11 protein-coding genes are annotated in these 13,543 nt (G+C 38.3%); 7 read left to right on the top strand and 4 right to left on the bottom strand.

The window, feature by feature from the left end:
• Positions 1-79 precede the first annotated feature (79 nt).
• From ACP3VS_RS17900 to ACP3VS_RS17875, 6 genes are all read left to right on the top strand, one after another.
• Complete coding sequence (locus ACP3VS_RS17900) at positions 80-1,927, top strand: bifunctional homocysteine S-methyltransferase/methylenetetrahydrofolate reductase (protein ID WP_031416357.1); 1,848 nt, start codon at positions 80-82, stop codon at positions 1,925-1,927.
• Positions 1,920-5,351, top strand: a complete 3,432-nt coding sequence (gene metH / locus ACP3VS_RS17895; protein ID WP_012291979.1) for a methionine synthase — start codon at positions 1,920-1,922, stop codon at positions 5,349-5,351. Before ACP3VS_RS17900 ends, metH begins: the two co-directional genes overlap by 8 nt.
• 100 nt (positions 5,352-5,451) lie before the next feature.
• On the top strand, positions 5,452-5,961 hold the full coding sequence (locus ACP3VS_RS17890) for a GNAT family N-acetyltransferase (protein ID WP_036164154.1): 510 nt from the start codon (positions 5,452-5,454) through the stop codon (positions 5,959-5,961).
• Between the two features lie 98 nt (positions 5,962-6,059).
• Positions 6,060-7,091 carry a fatty acid desaturase gene (locus tag ACP3VS_RS17885; protein ID WP_012291981.1) on the top strand — a complete coding sequence of 344 codons (1,032 nt, stop codon included), beginning with the start codon at positions 6,060-6,062 and terminating at the stop codon, positions 7,089-7,091.
• 124 nt (positions 7,092-7,215) lie between these two features.
• Positions 7,216-8,364, top strand: coding sequence for a sensor histidine kinase (locus ACP3VS_RS17880; RefSeq protein WP_418903501.1), 1,149 nt, complete (start codon positions 7,216-7,218; stop codon positions 8,362-8,364).
• A gap of 16 nt (positions 8,365-8,380) precedes the next feature.
• The gene (locus ACP3VS_RS17875; RefSeq protein WP_031416364.1) at positions 8,381-8,992 is read left to right on the top strand and encodes a response regulator transcription factor; all 612 of its coding nucleotides are present in this window, start codon (positions 8,381-8,383) and stop codon (positions 8,990-8,992) included.
• 44 nt (positions 8,993-9,036) lie between these two features.
• On the opposite strand, the gene ACP3VS_RS17870 is transcribed toward ACP3VS_RS17875, so the two are convergent.
• The 3 genes from ACP3VS_RS17870 to ACP3VS_RS17860 all read right to left on the bottom strand — a co-directional run bounded on the left by ACP3VS_RS17870 (position 9,037) and on the right by ACP3VS_RS17860 (position 11,565).
• Positions 9,037-10,011: a proline dehydrogenase family protein gene (locus tag ACP3VS_RS17870; protein WP_012291984.1), complete on the bottom strand. Its 975-nt coding sequence runs from the start codon at positions 10,009-10,011 to the stop codon at positions 9,037-9,039.
• Between the two features lie 73 nt (positions 10,012-10,084).
• Positions 10,085-10,837, bottom strand: a complete 753-nt coding sequence (locus ACP3VS_RS17865; protein WP_012291985.1) for an ABC transporter permease — start codon at positions 10,835-10,837, stop codon at positions 10,085-10,087.
• Positions 10,834-11,565 (bottom strand): ABC transporter ATP-binding protein, encoded by a 732-nt coding sequence (locus ACP3VS_RS17860; RefSeq protein ID WP_036164149.1) that lies wholly within the window; start codon positions 11,563-11,565, stop codon positions 10,834-10,836. Before ACP3VS_RS17860 ends, ACP3VS_RS17865 begins: the two co-directional genes overlap by 4 nt.
• A 99-nt stretch (positions 11,566-11,664) precedes the next feature.
• On the opposite strand from ACP3VS_RS17860, the gene ACP3VS_RS17855 reads away from it, so the two are divergent.
• A complete protein-coding gene (locus tag ACP3VS_RS17855; RefSeq protein WP_012291987.1) occupies positions 11,665-12,165 on the top strand; it encodes a methylated-DNA--[protein]-cysteine S-methyltransferase in 501 nt (166 codons plus the stop codon).
• 65 nt (positions 12,166-12,230) lie between these two features.
• Here ACP3VS_RS17855 and ACP3VS_RS17850 read toward each other — a convergent pair whose 3' ends face one another.
• Positions 12,231-13,532 carry an ammonium transporter gene (locus ACP3VS_RS17850; protein WP_012291988.1) on the bottom strand — a complete coding sequence of 434 codons (1,302 nt, stop codon included), beginning with the start codon at positions 13,530-13,532 and terminating at the stop codon, positions 12,231-12,233.
• Positions 13,533-13,543: the final 11 nt, after the last annotated feature.

The raw sequence follows: 13,543 nt of genomic DNA, 5'->3' as shown, positions 1-13,543 counted from the left end.
TGATGAGTCGTTAAAGCCTTCTTTTTATATAAAAGAAGGCTTTTTATTATACAGAGATAGAGGAAGAGAGGCTAGATTTATGGGATTGCTGGAAAGGTTAAAAACACATGTATTGACGGCAGATGGTGCAATAGGCACAGTGTTGTATGGCTATGGATTGGAGTATTGCCATGAGGAAATGAATGTTCAAAGACCTGAATTAATTGAAAAGATTCATAGAGAGTACATTGCAGCTGGTGCTGATATCATTCAAACGAATACATACGGTGCCAATGCCATTAAATTAGCTCGCTATGGACTAGAATCGAGTGTCCAACGATTTAATGAAGCAGCTATTACTATTGCCAAGCGAGCAGCAGCAGATGGCGGTCAATTTGTTTTAGGAACAATAGGTGGTATTCGTGGTATTCGTAAAAGCGATGCCACATTAAATGACATTTTAAAGACCGTTGAAGAACAGGCAAGTGTGCTACTTGCAGGGAATCCAGATGGCCTTTTACTCGAAACCTATTACGATTTTGAAGAATTAACAGCAACATTAAAAATGCTACGCGCCAAAACTAATATACCGATAATTGCTCAAGTATCTATGCATGAGCCTGGTGTTTTACAAAATGGTATGTCTCTAAATATTGCACTACATGAGCTAGAGATTCTTGGTGCAGATATAGTAGGTGTCAATTGCCGTCTAGGTCCATATCATACGATTCAAGCTTTTGAGGGTGTAGAACTTCCAGAAAAGGCGTTTATGTCGGCCTATCCAAATGCTTCGTTATTAGATTTAGAGGATGGGCGTGTTGTTTATGAGTCGGAGGCTGATTATTTTGGTCGCGCTGCTGTCGAGCTGCGTGATCAAGGGGTACGCTTAATTGGGGGGTGTTGTGGTACGACACCAAAGCATATTGCAGCCGCAAAGAAGTATTTAGAGGAGCTATCACCAGTTAGTGAAAAGTATGCGAAACCTGCAAAGATTGAGATTGTTCGTGATGCAGAGCCAGCTAAGTATGAACCACTTCATGAAAAAGTAAAACGTGAGCGCTCGGTCATCGTGGAGTTGGATACGCCTAGACACTTAGAAATAGAAGGATTTCTTGAAGGGGCCAAACAACTATATGAGGCAGGTGCCGATGTAGTGATGATGGCAGACAATTCATTGGCATCCCCACGTATTAGCAATATTGCAATGGGTGCCTTATTGAAAAGTACGAATGGTGTACGCCCTCTTACTCATATTACCTGTCGAGATCGTAATTTAATTGGCCTGCAATCGCATTTAATGGGCTTAAATGCATTAGGGATTCATGATGTGTTAGCTGTTACGGGTGACCCAACGAAGGTTGGAGACTTTCCTGGTGCCACCAGTGTATATGATGTCTCCTCGATGGAGCTTATCCAATTAATTAAACAATTAAATGAGGGAGTCTCTTTCTCAGGGAAACCACTCCGAAAAAAGGCAAATTTCTCTGTGGCTGCTGCATTTAACCCAAATGTTCGTGTTTTAGATCGTGCTGTTGCACGCTTAGAAAAAAAGATTGAGCATGGGGCAGACTACTTCATTTCACAGCCTGTGTATACGAAGGAAAAAATGATAGAAATTTATGAAGCAACCAAGCATTTACAAGCACCGATTTATATTGGTATTATGCCCGTTACGAGTTATAAAAGTGCTGAATTTTTACATCATGAGGTGCCAGGTATTAAATTATCTGAAGATGCTTTAGCAAGAATGAAAGCATGTGGTGAAGATAAGGAACGCGCCACACTTGAAGGTATTGCAATTGCCAAGGAATTAGTAGAAGTGGCTGCGCAATATTTCAATGGAATTTACCTCATTACACCATTTTTACGCTACGATGTGACATTAGAGTTAATGAAATATATAGAGCAATTGGATGAACAGAAAAAAGGGGTAAGTATAAATGGCTAAGCACTTAATTGAAGAACAACTTGATAAACGAATATTAATTCTTGATGGCGCGATGGGAACAATGCTGCAAAATGAAAACTTAACAGCAGATGATTTTGGCGGGGAGGAGCTAGATGGGTGTAATGAAAATCTAGTGCTAACTAGACCTGATGTCATTGAAAAAATACATCATAAATACTTAGAGGCAGGAGCAGATATTATTTGTACAAATACATTCGGTGGAACACCACTTGTATTAAATGAATATAGTCTGGGTGCAAAAGCGGAGGAAATTAATAAACGTGCAGTCGAGATTGCTCGCCAAGCAGTAGATAATTATTCTACTTCTGATTGGCCCCGCTTTGTTGCTGGTGCAATGGGTCCAACAACTAAAACACTATCCGTAACAGGTGGTATTACATTTGATGAATTAGAAGAAAATTTTTATGTACAAGCAAAGGCATTGATTGAAGCAGGGGCAGATGTGCTTTTACTAGAGACAAGTCAGGATATGTTAAATGTGAAAGCAGGTACCCTTGGGGTAACGCGTGCTTTCGAGAAAACTGGCAAAGAGCTACCTGTTATGATTTCTGGAACGATTGAGCCTATGGGTACTACTCTTGCAGGACAAACCATTGATGCTTTTTATATTTCCATCGAGCATATTCAACCACTATCAGTGGGCTTAAACTGTGCAACGGGACCGGAATTTATGACGGATCATATACGCTCGTTAGCAGAGCTGTCAACAGGGTATATTAGCTGTTATCCGAATGCAGGCTTACCGGATGAGGAAGGATGTTATCATGAGTCTCCAGAATCTTTATCGCAAAAATTAAAAGGATTTGCAGAAAAAGGTTGGCTCAATATTGTAGGTGGATGCTGTGGTACAACTCCAGCACATATTGCGGCCATTCGTGAAGCTTTAAAGGATGAAAAGCCTCGTCAGCTACCAGAAAAAACGCATGGTCACGTAGTATCAGGGATCGAGCCACTTCTATACGATGATTCTATGCGTCCGTTATTTATTGGGGAAAGAACAAATGTTATTGGTTCCCGCAAATTTAAAAACTTAATTATTGATGGAAAGTTTGAGGAAGCGGCTGAGATTGCAAGGGCGCAAGTGAAAAACGGCGCACATGTCATAGATATTTGTTTAGCGAACCCAGATCGGGATGAATTAGCAGATATCCGTGGCTTTATGCAGGAGGTCGTAAAAAAAGTGAAGGTTCCACTTGTTATTGATTCCACAGACGAAAAGGTTATTGAAGAGGCACTCAAATTTTCGCAAGGAAAGGCCATCATTAACTCTATTAATCTAGAAGATGGCGAAGAACGATTTGATGCAGTATTGCCATTAGTGAAAAAGTATGGTGCCTCGTTAGTTGTGGGAACAATCGATGAGACAGGGATGGCAGTCGATCGTCATCGGAAGCTTGAAATTGCTGAGCGTTCCTATCAATTACTAACAGAAAAATGGGGAATTGAACCTGAAGATATCATCTTTGACCCATTAATGTTCCCAGTAGGAACGGGGGATGAGCAATATATTGGCTCAGCACTTGAAACAATTGAAGGAATACGTCTCATCAAAGAAAAAATGCCTCGTACTTTAACGGTGCTTGGCGTTAGTAATATTTCGTTTGGCTTACCACCGGTTGGACGCGAAGTTCTCAATGCTGTATATCTTTATCATTGTACACAGGCTGGTTTAGATTATGCCATTGTAAATACCGAGAAGCTAGAACGGTACGCATCTATTCCAGAAGCAGAAATAAAACTAGCCAATGATTTGTTATTTAATACAAATGATGAAACATTAGCTGTATTTACCGATTTTTATCGTGACAAAAAGAAGGAAAAGACGGAAGCTGATATTCCGAAAACTGTAGAAGGTCGCTTAGCCTACTATATATTGGAAGGGACCAAAGAAGGACTTATTGCTGATTTAGAGGCTGCCCGAGAAATATTTGAGACACCTCTTGATATCATAAATGGACCTCTTATGAATGGGATGGCTGAGGTTGGTCGTTTATTTAATGATAACCAACTGATCGTAGCGGAGGTTTTACAATCTGCTGGAGTGATGAAGGCTGCTGTTGCCCATTTAGAGCAATACATGGAGAAGAACGAGGAGAGCGCTGGTAAGGGTAAAATGGTGCTTGCTACTGTAAAAGGTGATGTGCATGATATTGGAAAAAACCTTGTTGATATTATTTTAAGTAATAATGGCTATAAGGTTGTAGATTTAGGTATCAAGGTGACGCCTGCTCAATTAATAGAAGCTATTCGCAAGGAAAAGCCAGATTTCATCGGATTATCAGGTTTATTAGTCAAATCTGCCCAGCAAATGGTCACTACTGCTCAAGATTTCAAAGAAGCGGGAATTGATGTACCCATTTTAGTAGGAGGAGCTGCACTTTCTCGACGTTTTACAGAAACAAAAATTGCTGATGAATATGGTGGTCCTGTTATTTATTCAAAGGATGCGATGCAAGGATTAGAGCAGGCAAATTTACTAATGGGTGAGGGGACACGTGAAAACTTCTTAGCAGAAATAGCGGAATCTCGACAAAAACGTTTAGAGGCAGATGAAAAAAGAGCGGCTCGTCCTGCCAAAGAGGTCACAATAAAACCTGCGCGTACCGTAAAGGAAGCACCAGTTTTTTTACCTGCTGATTTACGCCGTCATGTAAAGAAAGAATACGCTGTCTCTCATTTATATCCATATGTGAATATGCGGACATTGTTGGGGCATCATTTGGGGTTAAAAGGGCAAGTGCAACCATTACTAGATGCTGGCGATCCAAGAGCTACAGAGCTAAAAGATTTAGTGGATGATTATTTAAAAAGTGATTTATTAAAGCCTTCAGGTTTATATCAATTTTTCCCTGCCCAAGCAGATGGAGATGATGTAATTATTTATGATCCAGCGGATAGCAAGACAGAAATTGAACGTTTTACATTCCCACGTCAGCAGATAGACCCTTTTTTATGCCTGGCTGATTTCTTAAGAACGGTAGAAAGTGGAGAAATGGATTATATTGCCCTTATGGTAGTGACAGCAGGGCAAGGAGTTATGGCAAAAGCTCGTCAGCTAAAAGAAGATGGCAAATTCCTTGAAAGTCATGCCTTGCAGTCGACGGCACTAGAATTAGCAGAGGGCTTTGCTGAACGCATGCATCAAGAAATACGTGATCAATGGGGTTTCCCAGATGTGACAGATTTCACGATGCGCGATCGTTTTGCGGCTAAGTACCAGGGACAACGTTTTTCATTTGGTTATCCAGCATGCCCAAACTTAGAGGATCAAGAAAAATTATTTGGTTTACTAAAGCCAGAAGATATTGGTGTTCATTTAACGGAAGGCTTTATGATGGAGCCAGAAGCATCTGTATCGGCGATTGTTTTTGCTCACCCTGATGCTCGTTATTTCAATGTGTAAGGCGTAAAATTGAGGATATAGATAGTGGAATGATAAGTCTATCTATATCTTCTTTTCTTACAATCGAAGATAAGGATAATGTCGGAAGGACGTGAGGAAAATAATTCGATTGATGGAAGAAAAAGATATACCTGAGGTATTAGAAATTTATAATGATATAATTTTAACAAGCAAAGCAGTCTATCGATATGAAATTCAATCTTTAGATGAAAAAGTGAAGTGGTTTAGGGAACAGCAAGCATTAGGAAATCCGTTGCTTGTATTTGATGATAATGGGATGGTCGCTGGCTTTGCAACTTATAGTCAATTCCGTCCTTATCCGGGTTATAAATATACTATGGAGCACTCCGTTTATGTACATAAGGAGCACTATCAAAAAGGTATTGCAACGAATCTTATGCTTCAGCTTATAGAGATAGCGAAGGAGAAAGGGGTAAAGACATTAGTTGCAGGTATAGATGGAGAAAATATTGGTAGTATTAAAGCACATGAGAAACTAGGCTTTGAATATGCAGGAACCATAAAAAATGCAGGCTATAAGTTTGAACAATGGCTAGATCTTGTGTTCTATCAACTACATCTGACTGGACCGATTCATAAAAGGATATGACAAATGTCATATCCTTTTTGTGATGTTTGCGTCTGTTGCTGACTTATACTCTTATTTTATGATGAGGTCATAAGAAAAAGGAAACGAGGGAGTAAAAGATGGCAACAATAAAAGAAAAAACAAAAAAATTACGCCAAGATGTAGCGCCTTTTGCTAAATCAGACACGCGTAAAAGTGTTTTTCAAATGATTAATACCATTGTACCGTTAATTGCTTTGTGGGTGGCAGGTTACTTGTTAGTTGATGTTTCACCTTGGCTAACAGTTGGTTTAAGTGTTATTTCAGCAGGTTTTGTCGTAAGAACTTTTATTATCTTTCACGATTGTACACATGGATCATTTTTCAAAAGTAAAAAGGCAAACGACTGGGTTGGATTTTTTACTGGGGTGTTAACTTCATTCCCATATGAAAAATGGAAACGTGAGCATACAATTCACCATGCAACAAGCTCAAACTTAGACAAGCGTGGTATTGGTGATATTGATATGATGACTGTGGAAGAATATATGCAAGCCTCAAAGGGACAACGATTATGGTATCGCTTTTATCGTAATCCATTTGTAATGTTTGGTTTAGGACCTTTATATATGGTACTTGTTTTAAATCGTTTTAATCGTAAGGATGCAAAGCAAAAGGAACGTACTAACACAATTTTAACGAATATTGTTATTGCTGGAGTTTGTGCCGCTTTAATCTTCTTTATGGGCTGGCAAGCGTTTTTATTAGTCCAAGGTGTAACATTATTTATTGCGGGTGCTTTAGGAATTTGGTTATTTTATATTCAGCACACCTATGAAGATTCTTACTTTGAACATGATTCAGAGTGGGATTATGTGAAAGCCGCAGTAGAAGGTAGCTCGTATTACAAATTGCCGAAAATCTTGCAATGGGTTACTGGAAATATCGGTTTCCATCATGTTCATCACTTGGCACCTCGTGTACCTAACTATAATCTTGAAAAGGCTCATAATGAAACGCCGCCATTACATACGGCGACAACGATTACTTTACGTACAAGTTTAGAATCATTGCGTTATAAGCTATATGATGAAGAGCAAAGTAAATTTGTCACATTTAAAGAAGTCGAATTAATTATAAAACGTAAAGCAAAAGGCAGTATTGCCGCTTAGCTAGAAACAGCCATCTCAATTAGAGAGATGGCTGTTTTAAATATAGCCGAGAAAATAAGCATGTATGGGCAAAAAAATAATTTTCTTGTTATAATAAGGGAAAAGTAGGAAAGAGCGTGAGATTATGTTGAGGAAATGGCATAGTATTATTCCGAATAGTCCTATGCTCAGTATATATTTATGGATTATTTTTTGCTTTCTACCGTTTTTCTTTATTTTTAGAAAATCATCTTATATAGAAATCTCTATAGGCATTACGTTTTTAATGCTATATTTTATTTTTTATCGATTTTCCATGAATTCGAAAAGCGGTCTTGTATATATGTGGATTAGCTTCGAAATGGTTATTAATATTGTCATGACGATTTTATATGGTTATGTTTATCTTTCCATTTTTACAGCATTTTTCATTGGAAATATACGAAGACCAGTTGGTTTCTATATCATGTACGGTCTACATATTGGCTTTACAGTCATTTCTACAGGCGCTGGCTTTTTTGTCGAGCTTCACTTATTTTTATCACAATTACCTTTTGTCGTGTTAACTATTTTGGCTGTTGTTCTTTTACCACTAACAATCTATTCCAAAAACAAACGTGAGAACCTAGAAGGACAGTTAGAAACGGCCAATGAACGTATTGCTGAGTTAATTGTTTTTGAAGAACGACAACGTATTGCACGTGATTTACATGATACATTGGGGCAAAAATTGTCTATGATCGGTTTGAAAAGTGATTTGGCATCAAGGTTGATTGAGCGTGATCCACAGCAAGCTTTAGTTGAGATTAAGGATATACGCCAAACTGCCAGTATTGCCTTAAAAGAGGTTCGTGAATTGGTTTCAGACATGCGGACAGCAAAATTTGAAGATGAGCTTATGCGTATTTCTCAAATACTAAAGGCAGCAGAGATGGAATTTGTCTTTGAGGGCGATAAAAATGCCTTGCAAGTGCCACCACTTGTAGAAAATGTTTTGTCTATGTGCTTAAAAGAGGCTGTTAATAATGTTGTTAAACATAGTGGTGCGACAAAATGCGAAATAGCATTCCATCAAAATTTTAAAGAAGTTTACTTAGTAGTTCGTGATAATGGACAAGGGATTACGAAAAAACAAGCATGGAAGACTGGGAACGGGTTAAAAGGAATGCGAGAGCGTTTAGAGTTTATCAATGGTTCCTTTAAAATTGAAAGTGTTGACGGAACGACATTATCGGTAACCATTCCAGTGGCTATTACGCATCAAAGTGTAAAAGAAAATCTGAAGAACATATAGAAAAGAGGCTTGTGACATGATACGAATTGTGATTGCTGAAGATCAGGGGATGCTATTAGGCGCTCTTCGCTCTTTACTTAGTATGGAGGATGATATGGAGGTCGTTGGCTTAGCCAAAAATGGTGAGGAAGCAGTGATGCTTGTTGAAGAGCACCAGCCTGATATTTGTGTGATGGATATTGAAATGCCTGTTAAAACTGGCCTTGATGCAGCAGAAGAGATGCATGGCTCTGGCTCGGATTGTAAAGTCATTATTTTAACTACGTTTGCTAGACCGGGTTATTTCGAGCGTGCTAGAAAAGCTAGTGTAAGGGGATATTTATTAAAGGATAGCCCTATTGAAGAATTAGTTTCTGCAATTCGTACGATAATGGATGGTAAACGGATTTATGCCCCAGAGCTCGTTGATTTTGTTTATGAGGATGATAGCGAAAATCCATTAACAGAGCGAGAAAGCCAGGTGCTGACACTTGTGGCAGAGGGCAAAACAACAAAGGAAATTGCCGCAGAGCTATTCCTATCTGCTGGTACCGTTCGTAACTATATTTCTACGATTTTAGAAAAATTAAACGTAGGCAATCGAATTGAAGCCATCGCACGCTTTAAAGAAAAAGGATGGAATAAATAAGAAAAGAACCTTATCGCATGGTTGCGGCAAGGTTCTTTTCTGTTTTATTTATTGCGTTTTGTTAAACGTCCAAGAACGAACGCACCTGCTGCTACAGCAAGAACTGTATTCGTCTTTTTCGTAAACACTTGTTTTGTGACAAGGTTAAGGTTTTGAGGACGTTCAGCTAGGCGACGCATAAAGTAACCATACCAATCTTCGCCGAATGGAACGTATACACAGAAGTTATAGCCTTCTTTTGCTAGCTCTTTTTGCATATCTGTACGGAATCCATAAAGCATTTGGAATTCGAATTTATCAAGTGGAATATTATGATCAGCTACAAAGCGTTTAACGTGAGCAATAATATTATGGTCATGTGTTGCAATGGACGTAAATTTACCATGTAATAAATGATATTCAATTAACTCAATAAAGTTTAAATCGATATCCAATTTATCCTGATAAGCAACTTCAACAGGCTCTTTATAAGCACCTTTTACGATACGTAAACGATAGTCCTTGAATTTTTCAATGTCGTCCTTTGCACGGTAAAAGTAAGATTGAATGACAGTTCCAACATTACTAAATGTTTTAGATAATTCTTCTACCATATCAAAGGATGTTTGAAGACGCCCGAAGTCTTCCATATCGAAGTTAACGAATATATCGTAAGCAGCCGCTTTCTCAACAATTTCATACAGATTGTCATAGCAGAAATCTACATCAATATCTAAACCTAATTGAGAGGGCTTTAATGAAATATGTGCTTTTACATCATTTTCATGAATAGCTTCTACGACAGAGAGGATTTTATCTTTTGCAGCAGTTGCTTCTTCTTTACTTGAAACAAATTCCCCAAGGTTATCAACTGTACAAGAGATATTATGTGCATTTAGTTCTTTGATGCTTGCAATTGTTTCTTCAATATTTGTACCAGCTACTACACTTTGTGCTCCTAATTTTAGGCCATATTTCTTTGCAGCACTATTCAATAGTTGGTTTTCAGATAGATGGATGAAAAAATCGCGTAATAACATGGTCATTCTCCTAACTGCATTTTCTTTTTAGTATATCATAAATTATTAAAACTATATTAAATCTGCTTAACAATTATTTCATTTCAAGTATTTGCATACGCTCATTAAAAAGTGCAGGATAACTTAAAAAACCAATCATGATACTTGATAATGTTGCCGTTGTTAGAAGAGCGAAGATGATCAAAAGCTGAAATTGTACAGCCTGAATGGGGTCGGCACCACCTATAATTTGACCGCTCATCATGCCTGGTAGCTGTACCAAGCCAATTGTTTTTTGGCTTTCAATAGTAGGAATCATACTTGCTTTTACGGCATTGATAAGTTGTCGATGAACGGCTTGTTTAGGTGTGCCTCCAAGTGACAAGATTAATTCCATTTGATCTTTATGGCTAGTAATTTCAGCCGTAAATCGGTTTAAAAATAAAATGGATAACACCATTGAATTGCCAATTAACATGCCACTAATGGGAATAATATATTGAGCGGTTGCTGGCACAATGTTGAAGCCCAGTAAGACACCTTGTGTAATAATTTCTATTATCACAAGCGTCAGTGCAATCTTCCAGGTGATTCCTTTAATACCTTCTCCTTTTTTTCGAGCATTAAACGTAGCAACTAGTATCATTAAAGCTACCATAAGAAAAATATACATATAACTATTTGCATCAAAGACAAATTTAAGTATATAGCCAACAGCAAGCAATTGAACTATTGAACGAAGAGTTGCAATAAGTGTATCTTTTTCAAGTCCTAATTTTAATGTTTTGGATAGCAGTAAAGGGATGCAAACAAATATTAATGTCAGTGATAAGGACGTATATGTCATATGTTAGCCCCCTGAACAAATTCAGCTACACGTGGGTTCGTTGGTGCTTTAAGTAAAGCACTCTTGCCAGTTTCAATTAGCTCTCCATTCATCATGACCCATGTGTAGTGTCCAATTGTTAACGCTTGTTGCAAATTGTGAGTAATCCAAATCATCGTTACATTGTATTTTTGATTAATAGTGACGATGAGTTTTTCAATGTCCTTGACTGATTGGCGATCGAGAGCGGAGGTTATTTCATCTAATAATAAAATAGAGGATTGATTAATAAGTGTTCTTGCTATAGAAACCTTTTGACGTTGTCCTCCGGATAATTCATTTGTGGATTGATATAAGAAGCTTTCATCTAAGCCAACATCCTCTAAATATTGAATGGCCTCCTGTTGAGAAAGTTTTTTTCCTTGCAATGTCCGCGGGAGTGCAATGTTTTCCTTAACAGTACCAGCAATCATAGGAGCAGCTTGTAGGGCAATACCAACATGTCTTCGTAATGCTGAGGGCTCATAATTTGAGATGGGCTCATTATCAATAAGTATTTGCCCATTTGTCGGTGAAAGAAGGCCATTACATAATTTAAGCAGGGTTGTTTTACCTGCACCAGAAGGGCCGACGAGAGTGGTAATTTGACCTTTCGGAAACGACCCCGTAATTGACTTTAATATCATTTTGTCATTTACTGAGAATTGAACTTGTTGAAAGTGAATGGCAGGCTCGTATAGCGTATTCATATAGTAACTCCTTTGCTATAGTCAGTAAAATAACTGTAGCATGAAATGAAGGAAAGATGCATTTTAAATATAAGATTTTAGAAATGGGGAGAAAAGGGAATGGAAAAATTGTATTTTGATACATTAACGTTTGCACAAGGAAGTATGTATATTGTGGCCTCAAATAATGGACTTGCCTATATTGGAACACCTAATGCATCATTTGATGAGGTTAAAGAGTGGGCTAAAAAGCCTTTCAAAGGTTATAGCTTTGAAGAAAATCAAGAGCAATTGCAACCATATAAAGAACAATTAACAGCATACTTTAATAAGGAACTGACAGAATTTGATGTACCTATCCATGTGAAGGGGACACCTTTTCAATTAGCTGTATGGGACGCCCTTAAAGAATTACCCTATGGTTCAACAACATCGTATGGAAGTATCGCAGAACGTATTGGGAACCCCAAAGCGGTTAGGGCTGTAGGCAGTGCTATTGGTGCAAATCCAATCTTAGCAATTATTCCATGTCACCGGGTCATTGGAAAAAATGGTCAATTAACAGGTTTTCGTAGTGGACTAGATGTAAAACAATTTTTATTAGAACTAGAGAAAGCTTAACATCATTAGTTTACTAAAAAAATCTGCCTGCTTTTTATTAAAGGCAGAGCAGATTTTTCTTTTGGTTATATGTGTTGTTCTTCTTGTTGTACGTTGCTTTGGGTTTTACCAAAATGTGTTAAACGATGTGCAAAGGTTTCTCCTCGAACAGCAGAACTCTTAAAAATATCTTGGAATTCGTAGGCAGGAGCTCCGTGCTCTATAACGTCTAAACCAGCAATTTCCTCTTCAGCCGTTACCCGTAATGGTACAAAAGCTTTGATGATAAATATACCAGCTGTTACAGAAACACTAACCCAGGCTATTGTAGCAATAACACCGACTGCTTGAATGCCTAATAGACTCAAGCCCCCACCATAAAATAAACCTTGACCGTTACTATCAAATAATCCAACTGCTAGTGTCCCCCATACACCGCAAATACCATGTACAGCAATTGCACCAACTGGATCATCCACTTTTAGCTTCCACTCAAGGAATCGTACACCTTCAACAAGTAATGGAGCGGCGATAAGACCGATAATAATAGAACCGATAATGCTGACATTCGCTGCACCTGCTGTAATTCCTACTAGTCCTGCTAGTGCACCATTTAATGTGAGGGAGCCGTCAATATGGCCATAACGGAACTTCGTATAGAAGGCGGTTGCTACGACACCAGCGGCCGCTGCAAAAAATGTATTAGCAATGACATTTGGAACAAGTTCAGGATCAGCAGCTAAAGTGGATGCACCATTAAAGCCAAACCAACCGAACCATAGTAAAAATACGCCTAATGCTCCTAATGGTATACTATGACCTGTAATAACATTTACTCGACCGTTTTCATATTTACCTAGTCGTGGTCCAACCATAACTGCTGCGACAAAAGCGGCTACAGCACCTGTTAAATGAACGACTGTCGAGCCGGCAAAATCTACAAAGCCTAAATCAGTCAACCAACCTTGACCACTCCAAACCCAATGGCCTACAACTGGATAAACAACTAATGACATTAGTATAATAATTCCTATATAAGCAAAAATATTAGTACGCTCTGCTACAGCGCCAGATAAAATAGTTGCTCCTGTTGCAGCAAACATTGCTTGGAAAATAAAGAATGAAAGATCATCGACTCCGTTTAAAGCAAAGCCGCTTATGCCGAAAATACCACCTACAGTGTCACCAAACATAATGGCATAGCCACATAAAAAATAAACAATTCCCCCTAGGGAAATGGTAAGAAAATTTTTCATGATGATGTTAACAGCATTTTTTGAACGTGTAAATCCTGCCTCTACCATAGCGAATCCAGCGTGCATAAAAAAGACTAAAATTGTGCCTAACATCACCCAAATTAAATTAACCGATAATATTATTTCTTCCATCTATATCGCCC

Source organism: Lysinibacillus sp. VIII_CA (assembly GCF_049943995.1).
GTDB lineage: Bacteria > Bacillota > Bacilli > Bacillales_A > Planococcaceae > Lysinibacillus > Lysinibacillus pinottii.
The sequence above is the reverse complement of the archived record's forward strand: the minus strand, read 5'-3'. Positions and strand labels throughout refer to the sequence as shown.

Coding starts and splice junctions, on each gene's coding strand:
- ACP3VS_RS17900 (WP_031416357.1), top strand. CDS start 80: ATGGGATTGCTGGAAAGGTTAAAAACACATGTATTGACGGCAGATGGT.
- metH (WP_012291979.1), top strand. CDS start 1,920: ATGGCTAAGCACTTAATTGAAGAACAACTTGATAAACGAATATTAATT.
- ACP3VS_RS17885 (WP_012291981.1), top strand. CDS start 6,060: ATGGCAACAATAAAAGAAAAAACAAAAAAATTACGCCAAGATGTAGCG.
- ACP3VS_RS17880 (WP_418903501.1), top strand. CDS start 7,216: ATGTTGAGGAAATGGCATAGTATTATTCCGAATAGTCCTATGCTCAGT.
- ACP3VS_RS17875 (WP_031416364.1), top strand. CDS start 8,381: ATGATACGAATTGTGATTGCTGAAGATCAGGGGATGCTATTAGGCGCT.
- ACP3VS_RS17870 (WP_012291984.1), bottom strand. CDS start 10,011: ATGTTATTACGCGATTTTTTCATCCATCTATCTGAAAACCAACTATTG.
- ACP3VS_RS17865 (WP_012291985.1), bottom strand. CDS start 10,837: ATGACATATACGTCCTTATCACTGACATTAATATTTGTTTGCATCCCT.
- ACP3VS_RS17860 (WP_036164149.1), bottom strand. CDS start 11,565: ATGAATACGCTATACGAGCCTGCCATTCACTTTCAACAAGTTCAATTC.
- ACP3VS_RS17855 (WP_012291987.1), top strand. CDS start 11,665: ATGGAAAAATTGTATTTTGATACATTAACGTTTGCACAAGGAAGTATG.
- ACP3VS_RS17850 (WP_012291988.1), bottom strand. CDS start 13,532: ATGGAAGAAATAATATTATCGGTTAATTTAATTTGGGTGATGTTAGGC.